Genomic DNA, 15,642 nt, shown 5'->3' on the forward strand with positions numbered 1-15,642 from the left:
CGAGCTATTCGCCGGCTGCCGGTGTGCCGGCTTCCGTTTCCGTGCCGACCGGTGCCGGAGTCGACGTCGCCGTGGTCGCGTCGGTCTCTGTTTCCGTGGCGTCGTCGGCCTCCGTGGCTTCGGCCGTCGTAGCGGCCTCCGTTGCCGTCTCCTCCTCTGTCGCCACCTCGTCGTCGGTCGTGGTCTCGGAGCTACCGGGCGACTCAGCGCCGCTCGTATCCGTCGCGAGCGTGAGACCGAACGCCGCGTCCGTGTCGGCCTCGTCGGGACGGAGATAGCCCATCGCGAACGCCGTGTACGGCGTCTGCGCGGCGAGGTCGACGTCCGCGGAGGCGACCACGTCGGTCTCACCGGCGGCCCGGACGTCGACAGTCGCCGCACCCGCCGGCAGCGAGGCGTACTCGCTCGCGTCGCCGAACGCGACGTCGGAGACGAACGGGGCCTCTTCCCCGCTGAGCGCGACGTCCACGTTGGGTGCGTCGGGCGAGGCGTGCAGAACTCTGAGCCGGGAGTCGTCCCCGTCGTCCGTCTGCTCACCGGTGGCGGTCTCCGTCTCCGCAACCGTCGCGTCGTCCTCCGCTTCCGTCGTCTCATCCTCCGCAGCCGTCGCGTCGTCTTCGCCGGCCGTGGCATCGTCCTCGAAGAGGCGAACGTCGACGGTGTCGGCGGCGAGTTCGCCGAGAGCGACGACCGTGATCGACGTGCCGGCGGGGATCGTCACCTCCTCGTCGAAGAGCACCGAACCCCCGTCGTCGGTCGGTGTCCCCGTCCCCTCCTCGGCCGCCCCGGTCTCGTCGGCGGACGTCCCGGTTTCGGTGTCGTTCGCTGCGTCCGCTGTGGCCGCCGCCTCGGTCGCAGTCTCGTCACCCTCCGCTCCGGTGTCGTCTGGGGCATCGGTCGCCTCGTCCGTGGCCGTCTCGTCGTCCGCGCCCTCCGCCACTCGGATCTGCACGGTGTGGCTCGCAGCCGTGATCGACAGGTAGTCGCTGACGGTCCTGAACGCGACGTCCTCGAGGACGGGCTCGCCGTCGACGAGGATGTCCACGTTCGGCGCGTCCGGTACCGCGTGCACCACGCGCACGAACGAGTCCTCGGCCTCGTCATCCGGCGTCGGTTCCGCCGTCGGTTCGTCGTCGCCGCCGGTCGGGGTATCCGCGGTCCCGTCCGTTCCAGTTCCCTGTTCCCCGTTGCAGCCGGCGAGTCCGACTGCCGCTGTCGCGGTGAGTAACCCGACGAACCGCCGTCTCCTGAGACGCTTTCGCACCATACCGGGTCCTCGGCTGGGGCACGTAAGTCGTTATTTCCCACGTGTGAACGAATAGCTCTATATTGTTGGGTAACGTTCATATACGTTTCATATGACGGTGTATCAGCCGACCATACTCGTTGAATCACGAGACTGCGCGGGGGGTCGTAAGCCGCTCATACTCTCCACTGCGCCGAGCGTAGACAGACCATATATCAGATAACGAATGTATACTTTTGCGGTACGACCGCCCAAACGGAAGTATGGGTGAGTTACACCGATCGACACTGCTCGTAATCACACTCGCGCTCGCGGTCGTCGCGGCCGGGATACCAGCGCTGGCCGTCGCGCAAACGGACGGCGAACCCGTGGACCGGGCGGTCTTCGAGGTGACAGACGTGAGGACGAACACCCCCATCACCGCCGGCGAGACCATCGAGGTCACCGTCGAAGTCACGAACACCGGCACCGTGAGCGGCGAAACCGAGGTGTGGTTCAATCTCGACCAGTACGACAAAGACTACGCGGACGTCGAGTTGGACCCCGGAGAGACGAAGTCCGTCCTGCTCACTTACGTGAGTAAGAGTCGCGACAGCAAAGACTGGACCCTGCGGGTCAACACCGCCGACGACACGGTCGAGCGAACGGTCACCATCGAACCGCCGCCGACCACCAGTCAGCGCGACCGACGCTCGACAGCCGGGAGCAACAGCGACGCGCATCCCAACTTCGAGATCGTCGAACTGGACGTCGATGGACCGATCACCGCCGGCGATCCGCTGCGGATGAATGCGACCGTCGAGAACACCGGCCGCGCGCTCGGCGAGAAACTCGTCTGGTTCACGCTCGACGGTCACACGGTCAACGAGACGATCATCGAACTTCCCGAGGACCGAACGAAGACCGTCGCCGTCGTCTACAACACGTCCGTCGACCAGGCGGGGCCATGGACGGTCTCGGCGAACACCTCCGACGACGTCGCGCGCGAGTCGGTTCGATTCGCCGAACCCGAATCCGAACTGGTGATCCGGGAGATCGATGTCGACGGCTCGGTGCGGGCGGGCGAGTTGTTGACGGTGACCGTCGACGTCGCCAACGTCGGCGACATCGCAGAGCGTTCGCCCGTCCAACTCGCCGTTGACGGGCACTTCATCGACGAGGAGCGGATCAAACTGGCTCCGAACGAATCGACCGGGATCGAACTTCAGTACCGAACTCGCGACGACGTCACCGGGGAACTGAATCTGACGGTCTCGACCAACGAGAGTCACACCTCGCGGATCGTGACGGTCGCGGAGCCGACCCCGGTCCCGACGTCGACTGAGACCCCGACAGGGCCGACGCCCACTCCGACGACGTCCATCGACGCGACCACGGAGCCTCCGACCTCCCCGGCGGAGCCCCGCCAGTGGATGCCACCACTCGGCGTGTCCGTCGCCGTCGCGGCAGCACTTGCGGGTGCCGTCGTCGTCACTCGATTAGGCCTGTGATAGATAATAGAATTAATATTGTATCTATGTAATCTCTAATATTTGAGATGATAGAAAATAGTTTTACCCTCGATAAAGTTATTTAAATCCACAGAGAAACTATTATGTTCTTAATATTTAATTTTGATATTATATATGTGTATCTTATTTTTCTCCGGACCGAACGCCACGTCGATGTATCTCCGTAAGAGGGAAGCACTCCGCTGAACAGCCGGGGCGGTACACAAACAGTCACAGACTCCAAACTATTATGCCGATCTGGTGTGATCGTTCGCAGACGATGTCCCTGATTGGTTTCCTCCCCCCGAAACCGTCGCACAGTGAGTGCCGCGGCCACCCGCCGGTGTCCGGACGCAGTCGGTGCCGTCGGCCGAGTTCCGGCCGCCATCCGAGGCGACGCCGAGGGGGGCGACGATGAGCCTCTACGCCGTCGACGCGATCGACGACGCGATCGACGCGACGCGGGCGTTCCTCTGGCCGTTCGACCTCCGCCGGTGGGCGAAACTGGCGCTCGTGATGCTCTTCGTCGGCGCGGGCGGAGGGTTCTCGCCGTTTCAGTTCTCGGGCGGCGCGCCAAGCGGGACCGGGTCCGACGTCCCGACGCCCCCGGGCGGGCCGGGAGCCCCCTCGCCGGAGATGGTCCTCCCCGGCGGCGCAGAGCTCGCGGTAATCGGCCTCATATTCGGGGTCATCGCCGTGATCGTGTTCGGCTTTATGTTCGTGGGATCAGTGATGGAGTTCGTCTTCGTGGAGTCACTCCGCCGCGAATCGGTCGCGCTGCGGCGCTACTGGAGCGAGCGATGGCGGCAGGGCGGGCGGCTGTTCGTCTTCCGGGTGATTCTGGGTCTGCTCACGCTCGCGCTCGTGAGCGGGATCGCGCTCGCGGTGCTGGCTCCGATCGTCTTCGGCGACGGCGGCTTCTCGGTCGGACTGCTGTTTCTCGCTGTTCCCGTGGTCATCCTCGTGGTGGCGGTGAGCGGCCTCGTCGACGGCTTCACCACGATGTTCGTCGTCCCCGTGATGATCGCCGAGGACCGGACTCTCCTCTCGGCGTGGCGTCGCTTCTGGTCCGTGATGACCGGCCAGTGGAAGCAGTACGCAGTCTACGCCGTGTTGGGACTTGTACTGCAGATCGCGGCCGGGATCCTCGCGAGCATCGCGACCGCGCTGGCGGCGATCGTGGTCGCGATCCCGCTCGGCGTCGTCGGGGTCGTCGGTATCGGCCTCCTCTCGGTGGCCGAGATCGCCGGCTGGGCCGTCATCGCCGTCGCGATCCTCCTGTTCGTGATCGCGATGTTCGTCGCCGGGCTGTTCATCTCCGTCCCGGTACAGACCTATCTGCGCTACTACGCGCTGTTCGTCCTCGGCGACACCGAGGCGGCGTTCGACGTGATTTCGGATCGACGGCAGGCGGTCCGAGAGTAGTTAGAATTCTTCGTATTATTTTGTAGATTCATAAATTCATCTCTATTATCGGATTCAACAGTTAGAGGGCGCTGTATTTCTACCTTTAATCACTTCTCGAGACCCGGTACAAGAATACGATTATCATTTTGAGAAACTATTCAAGTAGTGTGTGAATACTCCCGACTCCCAGCCGTTGCAATCGACGGGAACAGTTTTGTCGGGACGGACCAATACTCGGGTATGGAACAGAACGTCGGTCGAAACGACAGCGTCGTTCGAATCGCTCTGGGAGCCATCGCGGGACTCGTCTCGCTTGGGATCCTCGCTAACGCCGTCTCGGCGCCGCCGGTCCTCTCACCGGTGCTCGGGGTGGTCGCGCTCGTCCTTCTCGCGACGGGAGTGACGGGGCGCTGCGGGCTCTACTCGCTTCTCGGCGTCGACACCTGCGAGGTCCGGTGACGCGGGGATACAGTTGATCTATTGATATGAACGGGGCAGACCGGACACGCCAGCTGGTCGAATCCGCTCGGCGTTCGCCGGCAACCGTCGACGTCGAAGCGGTCTGTGCGTCCCTCACTGACTCGTCGAGAGCGGCGCAGGGACGGGCGGCGACCGCACTCGGACTCCTCGCGCTTGCAGGCCGAGACGTCTCTCCGGGTCTCGAGGGGATTCAGCGGCTCCAGCGGGACGTGGAACTGCTCTCGGAGCCGGCGCGGCTGACCGTCGAAGCGGGCCCCGAGGGGGAAGTATTCCAGCCTCGCGCCGTCGCCTTCGCCGTCGCGTCGCTCGCGGTGACGGGGGAGCTCGATCCCTCGGAGGCGGTCCCGGAACTCGTCGCCGCTCACGAGCGGCGGTATCCGGAATTCGACCCGGATGCGGCGGCCTACACCGCGTTCAGAGAGGTCGGATGGGCGCTCGCGTCGGTGGTCATTCTCGCAGACGGGCACGTCGAGAGGCTCGCCGAACTCACCGCATCCGAGAGCGACACGCTGCGTCGAGCTGGTGCGGCGGCGCTCGCGAATATCGCCGAGGAGTACCCGCCGATCCGGGGCCACTATCCGGACGAGACGCCTCGTCTGGTCTCACTCGCGGCCGACCGCTTGGCGTCCGACTCCCATCGCCGCGTGCGGTACCACGCCGCGTTCGCGCTCTATGAGTTCGGTCAGGGACGGCCGGACCTCGTCCGTGAGACCGACGCCCTGCGTGACGCCCTCGACGACGAGTACGCCCTCGTCCGGACGGAGGCCGCGGGGGCGCTGGGCGTCGTCGACGCGACCGACGCCGTGTCCGCGCTGCGGGATCGAGCGGTCGCGGATTCGGACTCGCAAGTGCGAGAGGCGGCCGCGGACGCGGTCGAGGCGCTCACTAGAGCTCGGTGAACCCGGCGTCTCCACCCCGGCGCGCACAATCGGAAACCAAAGTTCGTATATCGACGGCCCGACCTATAGCAACACAAGATGATAGACGTCAGCGTGATCGGCTGCGGACATATGGGGGGCGCCCTGATCAAGGGGCTCTCACAGGCCGGTAACTACCGGATCACGGCGTACGACGTGAACCCCGACGCCTTCGAGGCCGTCGAGGCGTACAGCGACCGAACGACGACCGACATCGCGGACGTCGAAGACTCCGACGTCGTCGTCGTCGCGGTGAAGCCCGACATCGTCCCGCTGGTGCTCGACGACCTCGAGCTCGGCGCCGAGCAGACGCTCGTCACGATCGCCGCGGGCGTCTCGACGGACGTCGTCGAGGCCGGAACCGACGCGACGGTGGTCCGGGTGATGCCGAACCTCGCCGCGGAGACACGGAATATGGCGGCGGCCGTGGCGTGGGACGAGCCGGACGAGGACGTCGAACAGATGCTCTCGGACCTCGGCGAGTTCGTCGAGATCGACGAGGGCCTGATGGACGTCGCGACCGCGCTGAACGGCAGCGGCCCCGCGTTCGTGTTCTACCTCCTCGGCGCGATGCAGAAGCGCGCCGTCGCGGAGGGGTTGGACCCCGAGGACGCGACGGTCCTCGCCGCGCAGACGTTCAAGGGGGCCGCCGAGACGGTGCTTCGATCCGACGAGGAGATCGACGACCTGATCGAGGCGGTCTGCTCGCCGAACGGGACCACGATCGAGGGGATGGAAGTCCTGTGGGACAGCGACGTCGAGGACGTGGTCGGCGATGCGCTGAGCGCCGCGAGCCGGCGCTCGGCGGAGCTGGCGACGGACGCCGAAGAGGCCGCCAGCCGATGAGCGGGTCCGTCGCCAGCGAGGACGTCGACCGAGCGCGGAAGCTGGCGGCCGACGCCGGGCGCGTCGTCGTCAAGGCCGGCACCAACTCGCTCACCGACGACGCTTCGAACCTCGACGACGGGAAACTCGACAAACTCGTCGACGACATCGCCGACCTCATCGAGCGCGGCAAGGACGTCGTCCTCGTCTCGTCCGGGGCTGTCGGGGCCGGAAAGGGACGCGTCGGCTTTTCGCCGAGCGACACCGTCGAGGAGTCGCAGGCGCTCTCGACGATCGGCCAGAGCCACCTGATGCGGCGATACACCGAGAGCTTCGAGCGCTACGGGCTGACCGTCGCACAGATCCTCGTGACACAACACGACCTCGAGGACTCAGACCGGTTCACGAACTTCAAGAACACGGTCGAGACCCTGTTCGAGTGGGGCGTCGTCCCGATCGTCAACGAGAACGACGCCGTCGCGACCGAGGAGATCCGGATCGGCGACAACGACATGATCTCGGCGTCGATCGCGCTCGGCGTCGACGCCGACTTGCTCGTCACGCTGACTGACGTCGGCGGCGTCTACACCGGCAACCCCAAGCGGGACCCGGACGCCGAACTGATCGAAGCGGTCGGACGCAACTACGACGAGGTCGAGCGGATCGTCGAGACGAGCGCGAACGACACCTTCGGCGGGATCCGCACGAAGGTCCAGGGCGCACGCACCGCGAGCGAACACGGGATCCCGGCGATCATCGCCCGCTCGACCGAGGCGGACGTCCTCGAAAAGGTCGCGACGGGACGACCCGTCGGAACCATCTTCACCCCCATCAACGATCACTAATGACCGAACCCACCACCGAACGATCGACCGAGACGAAGATCACAGAGGCACAGTCCGCGGCGCTGGAACTCGCGAACCTCTCTGAGGAGACGCGAAACGACGCCCTGCACGCGATCGCCGACGCCATCGAGGCCGAGAGCGAGGCGATCCTCGAGGCCAACGCGGTCGACGTCGAGGAGGCCGAAGCGATGCTGGAGGCCGGCGAGTACACGCAGGCGTTCGTCGACCGGCTGAAGCTCTCGGAGTCGAAGCTACGCGATATCGCCGAGATGGTCCGAAGCGTCGCCGGCCAAGCGGACCCCCTCGGCCGGACGCTCGCGGCCCGCCGACTCGATGAGGATCTCGAACTGTACAAGCTGTCGGTCCCGATCGGCGTCCTGGGCACCGTGTTCGAGTCGCGGCCCGACGCGCTCGTCCAGATCGCCGCGCTCAGCCTCAAATCCGGCAACGCCGTCATCCTCAAGGGCGGCAGCGAGGCGGCCGAGTCCAACCGCATCCTCTACGACGTGATCCGCGAGGCCGCGGCCGGTGCGGTCCCCGACGGCTGGGCGGCGCTCATCGAGGCCCGCGAGGACGTTGAGACGCTGCTCACGCGCGACGACGCCGTCGACCTGCTGATGCCCCGCGGGAGTTCGGCGTTCGTCGAATACGTGCAGGACAACACGAGCATCCCGGTCCTCGGGCACACGGAGGGGATCTGCCACGTCTACGTCGATCTCGACGCCGAACTCGAGATGGCGTCGGATATCGCGTTCGACGCGAAGGTCCAGTACCCCGCGGTCTGCAACGCCGTGGAGACGCTGCTCGTCCATGAGTCCGTCGCCGAGGAACTCCTCCCCGCGCTCGCCGATCGCTACCGCGAGGCGGACGTCGAGCTCCGCGGCGACGAGCGCGCTCGGGCGATCACCGATATGAACGCCGCGAGCGAGGCCGACTGGTCGACGGAGTACGGCGATCTGATCCTCGCGGTCAAAGTCGTCGACTCGCTCGCGGACGCCATCGACCACGTCAACACGTTCGGCTCGAAGCACACCGAGTCGATCGTCACCGAGACCGCCGACCGCGCCGAGAAATTCATGCGGAGCGTCGACGCCGCGAGCGTCTTCCACAACGCGTCGACGCGCTTCGCCGACGGCTACCGCTTCGGGCTGGGCGCGGAGGTCGGGATCAGCACCGGCAAGACGCACGCCCGCGGGCCCGTCGGGCTGGAGGGGCTGACGACGTACAAATACCACCTCGAGGGCGACGGACAGCTCGTCGCGACCTACGCCGGCGAGGGCGCGAAACCGTACCTCCATCAGGACTTCGAGGGCGAGTGGATCCCCGGGCGACTCGCCGGAGAGTAGCGGTCGCAGAGGGACCGCTCCCGAAATTTGATTCTCTCACGGATTTCGCTGGGTGCCAGAATATTATCCAATCTATCTCCAAAAATCGTGCGATTCCTGTACTCATTCGTGATATCCTCCCGGAAAGTATAATTCAGACAGGGACGATTGTGCGATGTAGATGCCGCACCGGGATCCGAAATCGGACGCCGAGAGCCCCTACGAACACCTCATCGAGCACGTCCACGACGCGGTCGTCGAGTTCGAGCTGGTGGACGGCGAGCCCCTCGTCCGGGACGCCAACCGGGCGTTCGTCGACAGCTTCGGCTACGAGGTCACGGCCATCCGCGGCGAGTCGCTCAACGACTGGATCGTCCCCGAGTGGCTGCTCGGGGAGGCCGAGCGCCTCGATCAGCAGACGGGAGTGGGCGAGATCAACTACCAGCGGGTGAAGCGCGAGACCGACACCGGGCTCCGGGAGTTCCTCTATCGCGGCATCCCGTATTCCCGCGACGACAGGTCGGTCGACGGCTTCGCCGTCTACACGGACATCACCGACCTCACTCGCCAGCAACACCGCCTGCAGGTGCTCAACCGCGTCCTCCGACACAACCTGCGGAACGAGTCGAACCTCATCATCGGACACACCGGTCGCCTCCTCGAGCAGCTTCCCGAGCAGTCAGGCGAGTGGACCGGCGCCGCGGCGACCATCGAGCGGGCCGCCGACAGCCTCTCGTCGCTGGCCCGAGAGGCGGGTGAGATCGACGCTGTCCTCTCGGACACCGACGTCGCCGACGTGGTCGACAGCGTCCCGCTCGTCGAAGCGGTCGTCGAAGAACACCGACAGCGGACGCCGCGAGCTGATATCGACACTGACCTCCCCGGAGCGATGCGAGTGCGGGGAAACCGCCACCTCCGGTCGGCGATCAACAGCGTGGTGGAGAACGCGATCGAGCACAACCCCGCGCCGGCGCCGATCGTCCGCGCCATCGTCCGGACGTTCGACGAGGGATGGGCCGAGATCCGAATCGACGACGACGCCCCCCGGATCCCCGCGGACGAACGGGCCATCCTGACCGGCGATCTGGAGGCCACGCAGACCCAGCACGGGAGCGGACTGGGCCTGTGGCTCGTGAAGTGGGCCGCCGAGAGCTACGGCGGCGAACTCACCTTCGGCGAGAGCGACTTCGGCGGCAACAGCGTCCGCATCCGCCTCCCGAGGCCGTGATCACGGCTCGAATCAGTCGGACGTCGCGGTCCCGGACCGGACTAGCTCTGCGAACCGCTCTCGCACCTTCTCGATCTTCGGCTGGGCGTGCATCCGGCAGTAGGCGTCCGCGGGGTTCTTCTCGAAGTAGTCCTGGTGGTACTCCTCGGCGGGCCAGAACCGCCCGAGGGGTTCGATCTCGGTCACGACGTCGTCGTCGTACGCCTCCGCGAGGGCCTCGACGTACTTCTCGACGAGGTGCCGCTGCTCGTCGTCGTGGTAGAGGACGATCGAGCGGTACTGCGACCCCACGTCCGGCCCCTGCCGATTCAGCTGCGTGGGGTCGTGCGTCGCGAAGAACACCTCGAGCAGGTCGGCGTACCCGATCACGTCGGGATCGTACTCGACTTCAACGACCTCCGCGTGGCCGGTGGTCTCAGAGCACACCTCCCGATAGGTGGGATTCTCGGTGTCGCCGCCGGCGTAGCCGGAGGTGACCCGCTGGACGCCCGCGAGCTCTTTCATCGCCGCCTCCGTACACCAGAAGCACCCGCCGCCGAACGTCGCTGTCTCGGTCGTCATAGCGGTGATAGGGGACCGAATCGTATGTAGCTGACGCGGGACTCGTCGCTGGCACGGTCCGTCGCTGCAGCGAGACTCGCCGCGGTCACGCCGCCGGCCGCCTGATCCACTCTTCGAGCGTGAACCCCGGTTCCGCCGAGGACGACGCCAGTTCCCACTCGTCGTCGTCCCACTCGGGGTAGCGGACGTCGCCCTCATACTCGCCGGGGACGCGGCTCAGGAGCATCCGGTCGAGGTGGGGCTGAAAGAGCTCGTAGATCGCGGCCCCGCCGAGCACGTAGACCGTGTCCGCGCCGAGCGATTCGGCGGCGTCGACGGCGTCTTCGACGCTCACCGCGGGCGAGGCCGATTCGACGTCGTACTCGCGCTCGCTGCGGCTCAGGACGATCTGGTGTCGCCCCGGCAGATCCTCCCGCATCGACTCGAACGTCTGTCGCCCGAGGACGACGACCGCGTCCGCGACGCGGTCGCGGTACTGTCGTTTGTCCGCCGGAATGCGCTCCCACGGGAGTTCGCCGTCGCTGCCGATGACGAGGTTGTCGGGGACGGCGGCTACGGAGACGAGTTCCATCGCCCGAGCGTACGCACCGACAGCACAAAAACGGGCGCCTCTCCGACTCCGAAATGAGTTTGTCCCGGGAGGGGGTAGATCCGGGGGAATGACGATCGAAGAGATCAGCCCCGAGGCGGTCAAGCGCAAACTCGACGCGGGCGAGCGCGTCCAGGTCATCGACATCCGCTCGCCGCCGGCGTTCGAGGCCGGCCACATCCCCGGCGCGGAGAACGTGCCGATGCACGAACTCCCCCGCCGCGTCGACGAGATCGAGTGGGGCGAGGATGTCGTCGTCGCCTGTCCGGTCGGACAGTCCTCGATACAGGCGGCGCGGCTCATCGAGAGCTACGAGGGCGTCTCCGAGGGGCAGTCGGTCAAGAGCATGGCCGGCGGATACAACGCGTGGACGTACGACTTGGAGTCGGGAGCGGGCGGCGATACCGGCGAGACGAGTGGCGCCGACGGCCCCGAGGAGAACGACCACTCCAGCGACGCGGACGCGTGATCGACCGTGCTCACGCTCCGCAGGGACGCGTACGACGACCTCGTCAGTCGCGGGGTCGAGGGCGGTAGCGAGGAGGTCTGCGGTGTGCTCATCGGCGAATACGGCGACGAGGAGAGCCGAGTCACCGAGCTCCGTCCCATCGCCAACGCCGCCGACGCGCCAGAGATCCGGTATGCGATGGACCCCGCGGAGCTGCTCGGAGTGCTGGACCGCGTCGACGCAGACGGTCTCGACGTCGTCGGCTTCTATCACAGCCACCCCGCCGGTCCGCCGGCCCCGAGCGAGACGGACGCCGCCGAGGCGACGTGGACGGACTACTCCTATGCGATCTGCGCGCTCGGCGGCCGCCCGTTCCTCGGGTCGTGGCGGTGGCGCGGAGAGGGGTTCGAACCGGAAGTCGTCGCTCTCGAATAGCGGACGGGAACGCTCTCACACTGATCGTTCTCGCTGTGTACCGGTGAGCACCGCCAACGGGATGGGCGCTCAACGGTACGAGACGAGAACCGTCAGTATCAGGCACTCCAGAGACGCAGGCCGGCCTCAGGCACTCCAGAGAAGCAGGCCGGACGCGACGACGAGACAGGCCACGAGCCCGCCGAACGCGAGGTCGTAACTCGCGTAGGTGGCGACGACGCCGACGTACGCGGGACCGATCGCGTTCGCGCTGAGAAAGAGCGCCCGCGCCGCGCCGAGATCCGCTCCCATATCGTCGTCGGGCGCGCCGTCGAGGATAATCACGTCCGCGAGGGGAAAGCCCGCCTTGTAGCCGAGCGAGAAGACCGCCACCGCGAGCCAGATCGCGGCGTTCGACGAGAACGCCACCAGCGCGAGGAGCGAGGCGGCGGCGACGAGCATCCCCGAGACGGCGATGCCGCGACGGGAGAACCGATCGCCGAGCGTGCCGGCCGCCGGCTTGACCACGAATCCGACCGCGAAGAGGATGGCGAACGTCAGCCCGGCGAGGCCCTCGGAGAACCCCTTCGCCTGCGCGAGATACGTCGGAACGAAGTTGATCACGCCGCCGACCATGAAGTAAAACAGGGCGAACGCGACGAGCGTCTCCCGCTGCTGAGAGCTCTCGACGAGTCGACCGACGGTCCCGCGGACGTCGAGCGCCGTACTGCCGACGTGGTAGCCCTCGCGCGTCGTCGCGGCGTACGCGACGGTGAGGACGCCCAGCGCGATCGCGACGGGGAAAAACGGCGTCCGCCAGGTGAAGTACGTCAGCGCGAGGACCGACACCCCAGAGGCGACGAGGCCGCCGGCGTCGGTGCCGGCCGCGTAGATACCGAGGGCGCGGCCGCGGTTCTCCGTGAACAGGTCCGAGAGGAGCGCCCGCGATGGGATCGAGAAGAGCCCTTTCCCGACGCCGACGACCGTCGCCGCGAGGAGGAACGTCGCCAGCCCGGTCGTGACGCCGAACAGCGCGTACCCCACGGCGAGGATGAGCAGTCCGGGGACGATGAGCGTCGTTCGGTTCCAGCGGTCGGAGTACTCCCCGCTCGGGTACTGGACGATCGCGTACGAGCCCTGAAAGACCGCCAGCGCGATTCCGGCGGTCGCCTCCGTGATGGCGAGATCGGCGATGATCGTCGGAAGCAGCGGCGAGAGGAGGTAGCGGCCGGTCTGGAGGACGGCCCATCCCAGCGAGACCGTCACCAGCATCCGCCGTGCGTACCCTCTCGTCTCGGCCGTCGAGGTGGTCACGTCGCGTGCTCGGGACCGGACAGTAACGTGATTTCCGATTTCGACGCGCGAATCGAGCGACGGTCGCAGGGGCGGCGACTACGACCGCCAGTACGACGGCAACAACAGCACGAGCACGGGAATGATCTCGATGCGGCCGATCCACATCAGGAGCGCCATCACGACTTTCGTCGACGCGGGGAACGACTCGTAGCTCGCGAGCGGGCCGGCGATCCCGAAGGCGGGTCCGACGTTGAAGAACGTCGCCGAGACGGCGCTCATCGCCTCGAACTCGGTGACGGTGACCGAGGCCCGCGAGGCGTCGATGACGACGAAGACGGTCCCGAGAATGAAGAATACGAGGCTCACCAGCGTGTACGCGTAGATGTCCCGCACCGTCTCCTCGTCGACGACGCGGCCGCTCAGCCTGACCGGGCGGACCGCGCTCGGCGTCGTCGCGACGAAGAGGTCGCGTCGGAACGCCTTGATCACGACGAGCCACCGGAAGGCCTTGATCGAACAGGTGGTGCTGCCGGCCATCCCGCCGATGAACATCGACACGAAGAGGAGGTGCTTGGCCGCCGGCGACCAGAGGTCGAAGTCGACGCTCGCATAGCCCGTCGTCGTGACGATCGAGACCACCTGAAAGACCGAGTGGCGGACCGTCTCCTCCGCGGTGAACGTCGGCGACGCGCTCGTGAGAAGCACCGCGGCCACGGCAGCGCTGAAGACGCCGAGTGTCCCGACGTAGAACCGGAATTCGTCGCTCTCGCGCAACCGGTCGAAGTCGCCCTGCAGCACGAAGTACAGGAGGACGAAGCTCGTCGCGCCGAGCGCCATAAACGGGATGACGGCCCACTGCACCGCCGGCGAGAAGGCCGCGATGCTGTCGCCGCGGGGCGAGAACCCGCTCGTCGAGACCGCGGTGAAGGCGTGGGCGACCGCATCGTACGGCGTCATCTCCGGCGCGAGGCCGACGAGTCCGAGCGTGACGAGAACCGCGATCATCGCGCCGGTCAGCCCGATGTAGAGCTTCCACAACAGCGCCGCTGTCTCCGTGATCCGCGGCGTGAGCTTGTTGACGTCCCGCGTCTGCGTCTCGGTCTCCATCAGCTTCGCGCCCCCGACCGAGAGCTGAGACAGCACGGCCGTCGCCAGCACGAGGATACCGAGGCCGCCCAGCCACTGCAGCGTCGAGCGCCACAGGTGGATCGCCCGCGAGTGTCGCTCGAAGTCGACGACGACGGTCGCGCCGGTCGTCGTAATGCCGCTCATACTCTCGAAGAGCGCGTTTACCGGCTCGGCGATCGTCCCCGTTCCGGCGAGGACAAACGGGACCGCCCCGACGAGTGCGATTCCCAGCCACGTGCAGGCCACCATCAGAAACGCCTCGCGAGCCTGCAGCTCCCGGCTGTCGGGGAGGCGTTCGAGGGCCGCACCGAGGACTGCGCTGCCGAGCATCGGGACCAGAAACGGAATCACCGCGGTTCCGTCGTAGATCGCGAGGGCCAGCGGAAGCACGAGCGGGATCCACAGCCACTTGAGGATCGTGCCGACGAGCCCGACGCTCACACGCCAGTCGACGAGTGCAGTCACGGTTCGACCCCGCCGTCAGTGTGTTCGATACCGCTCACAGCGGGACTGCCTCGAGTCATAGATTAGACGCGCCCTCGCCGCCGTCGATGGAGAGGGCGGCCCCGGAGATGTAGTCCGATTTGGGCGAGGAGAGGTAGGCGACGGTCCGCCCCAGTTCCATCGGATCGCCGAGACGGCCGGCGGGAATCCCCCCGGCCAACTCGTCGAGGCCGTCCTCGTATGAGTCGTACTTGCCGCGTTCGACGCCGTCCTCGACGACCGCAGCGACCCGCGGCGTCTCGTGCGTCCCCGGGAGCACGGCGTTGGCGCGGACCTCCGGTGCGAGCTCCTTCGAGAGCGTCTTCTCGAGGCCGATCACGCCCATCCGCACCGCGTTCGAGAGAACGAGGTCGTCTAACGCCTCCTTGACGCTCCGCGAGGTGATCGTCACGATGGTCCCGCCGCCGTCGGCGCGGAGGTGCGGTTCGGCCGCTCGAACCGCCCGGACCACGCTCATCACGAGGAGGTCGAACGCCTCGTACCACTCCTCGTCGGTCGTTTCGAGAAACGGCTTCGCGGGAGGTCCCCCGGCGGAGGTGACGAGATGATCGAGACCGCCGAACTCCTCGACCGGCCGCCGGACGAGGGATTCGATCGCGTCCGGATCTGTCAGGTCGGCCGCGTGTCCGACGACGGTCGCGTCAGCGGCCACGTCCGCGCGAACGTCCGCGACGGCCGCCGCGAGTCGGTCCTCGTCGCGTCCGTTCAGGACCACGTTCGCCCCCTCGGCGGCGAGCGCCCGGGCGGAGGCCTTTCCGAGCCCGCTGCTCGATGCCGTCACCAGTGCCGCGTCGCCGGCGAGTCCCAGATCCATACGGCGTCGGTCGTGGGGCGGAGACAAAAGCGTTGATAGCCCCGATTCGGTCGGGCCCGGATGCGGCGTATCCGCACGCATCCGAGATCGAAGGAACGCACTTCATCTGTGATATTCTTTATTAA

Annotated in this window: 16 protein-coding genes; 10 read left to right on the forward strand and 6 right to left on the reverse strand. The window is 66.7% G+C overall.

What is annotated here, in order from left to right; translation table 11 throughout:
• Positions 1 to 4: 4 nt before the first annotated feature.
• On the reverse strand, positions 5 to 1,267 hold the full coding sequence (locus ACT3HL_RS09290) for a DUF4397 domain-containing protein (protein WP_445086553.1): 1,263 nt from the start codon (positions 1,265 to 1,267) through the stop codon (positions 5 to 7).
• A gap of 242 nt (positions 1,268 to 1,509) precedes the next feature.
• Between ACT3HL_RS09290 and ACT3HL_RS09295 the strand changes: the two genes are divergently transcribed.
• The 8 genes from ACT3HL_RS09295 to ACT3HL_RS09330 all read left to right on the forward strand — a co-directional run bounded on the left by ACT3HL_RS09295 (position 1,510) and on the right by ACT3HL_RS09330 (position 9,763).
• Positions 1,510 to 2,736, forward strand: a complete 1,227-nt coding sequence (locus tag ACT3HL_RS09295; RefSeq protein ID WP_445086554.1) for a CARDB domain-containing protein — start codon at positions 1,510 to 1,512, stop codon at positions 2,734 to 2,736.
• 414 nt (positions 2,737 to 3,150) lie between these two features.
• Positions 3,151 to 4,161: a DUF7544 domain-containing protein gene (locus ACT3HL_RS09300; protein WP_445086555.1), complete on the forward strand. Its 1,011-nt coding sequence runs from the start codon at positions 3,151 to 3,153 to the stop codon at positions 4,159 to 4,161.
• Positions 4,162 to 4,383: 222 nt separating this feature from the next.
• On the forward strand, positions 4,384 to 4,602 hold the full coding sequence (locus tag ACT3HL_RS09305) for a YgaP-like transmembrane domain (protein WP_445086556.1): 219 nt from the start codon (positions 4,384 to 4,386) through the stop codon (positions 4,600 to 4,602).
• Between the two features lie 26 nt (positions 4,603 to 4,628).
• Entirely contained in the window at positions 4,629 to 5,522 is an 894-nt protein-coding gene (locus ACT3HL_RS09310; RefSeq protein WP_445086557.1) for a HEAT repeat domain-containing protein, read from the forward strand.
• 78 nt (positions 5,523 to 5,600) lie between these two features.
• Positions 5,601 to 6,386, forward strand: a complete 786-nt coding sequence (proC, locus tag ACT3HL_RS09315) for a pyrroline-5-carboxylate reductase (RefSeq protein WP_445086558.1) — start codon at positions 5,601 to 5,603, stop codon at positions 6,384 to 6,386.
• Positions 6,383 to 7,210, forward strand: a complete 828-nt coding sequence (gene proB, locus ACT3HL_RS09320; protein ID WP_445086559.1) for a glutamate 5-kinase — start codon at positions 6,383 to 6,385, stop codon at positions 7,208 to 7,210. The genes proC and proB overlap by 4 nt, the downstream gene beginning before the upstream one ends.
• The gene (locus tag ACT3HL_RS09325; RefSeq protein WP_445086560.1) at positions 7,210 to 8,556 is read left to right on the forward strand and encodes a glutamate-5-semialdehyde dehydrogenase; all 1,347 of its coding nucleotides are present in this window, start codon (positions 7,210 to 7,212) and stop codon (positions 8,554 to 8,556) included. Before proB ends, ACT3HL_RS09325 begins: the two co-directional genes overlap by 1 nt.
• A 160-nt stretch (positions 8,557 to 8,716) precedes the next feature.
• Positions 8,717 to 9,763 (forward strand): ATP-binding protein, encoded by a 1,047-nt coding sequence (locus ACT3HL_RS09330; protein ID WP_445086561.1) that lies wholly within the window; start codon positions 8,717 to 8,719, stop codon positions 9,761 to 9,763.
• Positions 9,764 to 9,775: 12 nt separating this feature from the next.
• Here the strand turns inward: ACT3HL_RS09330 and msrA are convergent, their stop codons facing one another.
• Complete coding sequence (gene msrA, locus ACT3HL_RS09335; RefSeq protein WP_445086562.1) at positions 9,776 to 10,324, reverse strand: peptide-methionine (S)-S-oxide reductase MsrA; 549 nt, start codon at positions 10,322 to 10,324, stop codon at positions 9,776 to 9,778.
• 85 nt (positions 10,325 to 10,409) lie between these two features.
• Positions 10,410 to 10,895, reverse strand: a complete 486-nt coding sequence (locus tag ACT3HL_RS09340; protein WP_445086563.1) for a dihydrofolate reductase — start codon at positions 10,893 to 10,895, stop codon at positions 10,410 to 10,412.
• Positions 10,896 to 10,983: 88 nt separating this feature from the next.
• On the opposite strand from ACT3HL_RS09340, the gene ACT3HL_RS09345 reads away from it, so the two are divergent.
• Both ACT3HL_RS09345 and ACT3HL_RS09350 read left to right on the forward strand, forming a co-directional pair.
• The gene (locus ACT3HL_RS09345; RefSeq protein WP_445086564.1) at positions 10,984 to 11,382 is read left to right on the forward strand and encodes a rhodanese-like domain-containing protein; all 399 of its coding nucleotides are present in this window, start codon (positions 10,984 to 10,986) and stop codon (positions 11,380 to 11,382) included.
• Positions 11,383 to 11,388: 6 nt separating this feature from the next.
• On the forward strand, positions 11,389 to 11,796 hold the full coding sequence (locus ACT3HL_RS09350) for a desampylase (protein WP_445086565.1): 408 nt from the start codon (positions 11,389 to 11,391) through the stop codon (positions 11,794 to 11,796).
• A 126-nt stretch (positions 11,797 to 11,922) separates the two neighbouring features.
• On the opposite strand, the gene ACT3HL_RS09355 is transcribed toward ACT3HL_RS09350, so the two are convergent.
• The 3 genes from ACT3HL_RS09355 to ACT3HL_RS09365 all read right to left on the reverse strand — a co-directional run bounded on the left by ACT3HL_RS09355 (position 11,923) and on the right by ACT3HL_RS09365 (position 15,517).
• On the reverse strand, positions 11,923 to 13,047 hold the full coding sequence (locus tag ACT3HL_RS09355) for an MFS transporter (protein WP_445086768.1): 1,125 nt from the start codon (positions 13,045 to 13,047) through the stop codon (positions 11,923 to 11,925).
• A gap of 120 nt (positions 13,048 to 13,167) precedes the next feature.
• Entirely contained in the window at positions 13,168 to 14,664 is a 1,497-nt protein-coding gene (locus ACT3HL_RS09360; RefSeq protein WP_445086566.1) for a potassium transporter TrkG, read from the reverse strand.
• Between the two features lie 55 nt (positions 14,665 to 14,719).
• A complete protein-coding gene (locus tag ACT3HL_RS09365; RefSeq protein ID WP_445086567.1) occupies positions 14,720 to 15,517 on the reverse strand; it encodes an SDR family oxidoreductase in 798 nt (265 codons plus the stop codon).
• Positions 15,518 to 15,642: the final 125 nt, after the last annotated feature.

Source organism: Halobellus sp. GM3 (assembly GCF_052545375.1).

What these genes read in the sequence shown, in the direction of transcription:
- ACT3HL_RS09290 (WP_445086553.1), bottom strand. Translation starts at nt 1,267, where the DNA reads ATGGTGCGAAAGCGTCTCAGGAGACGGCGGTTCGTCGGGTTACTCACC.
- ACT3HL_RS09310 (WP_445086557.1), top strand. Translation starts at nt 4,629, where the DNA reads ATGAACGGGGCAGACCGGACACGCCAGCTGGTCGAATCCGCTCGGCGT.
- ACT3HL_RS09330 (WP_445086561.1), top strand. Translation starts at nt 8,717, where the DNA reads ATGCCGCACCGGGATCCGAAATCGGACGCCGAGAGCCCCTACGAACAC.
- proC (WP_445086558.1), top strand. Translation starts at nt 5,601, where the DNA reads ATGATAGACGTCAGCGTGATCGGCTGCGGACATATGGGGGGCGCCCTG.
- ACT3HL_RS09300 (WP_445086555.1), top strand. Translation starts at nt 3,151, where the DNA reads ATGAGCCTCTACGCCGTCGACGCGATCGACGACGCGATCGACGCGACG.
- ACT3HL_RS09325 (WP_445086560.1), top strand. Translation starts at nt 7,210, where the DNA reads ATGACCGAACCCACCACCGAACGATCGACCGAGACGAAGATCACAGAG.
- ACT3HL_RS09305 (WP_445086556.1), top strand. Translation starts at nt 4,384, where the DNA reads ATGGAACAGAACGTCGGTCGAAACGACAGCGTCGTTCGAATCGCTCTG.
- ACT3HL_RS09355 (WP_445086768.1), bottom strand. Translation starts at nt 13,047, where the DNA reads ATGCTGGTGACGGTCTCGCTGGGATGGGCCGTCCTCCAGACCGGCCGC.
- ACT3HL_RS09295 (WP_445086554.1), top strand. Translation starts at nt 1,510, where the DNA reads ATGGGTGAGTTACACCGATCGACACTGCTCGTAATCACACTCGCGCTC.
- proB (WP_445086559.1), top strand. Translation starts at nt 6,383, where the DNA reads ATGAGCGGGTCCGTCGCCAGCGAGGACGTCGACCGAGCGCGGAAGCTG.
- ACT3HL_RS09365 (WP_445086567.1), bottom strand. Translation starts at nt 15,517, where the DNA reads ATGGATCTGGGACTCGCCGGCGACGCGGCACTGGTGACGGCATCGAGC.
- ACT3HL_RS09345 (WP_445086564.1), top strand. Translation starts at nt 10,984, where the DNA reads ATGACGATCGAAGAGATCAGCCCCGAGGCGGTCAAGCGCAAACTCGAC.
- msrA (WP_445086562.1), bottom strand. Translation starts at nt 10,324, where the DNA reads ATGACGACCGAGACAGCGACGTTCGGCGGCGGGTGCTTCTGGTGTACG.
- ACT3HL_RS09340 (WP_445086563.1), bottom strand. Translation starts at nt 10,895, where the DNA reads ATGGAACTCGTCTCCGTAGCCGCCGTCCCCGACAACCTCGTCATCGGC.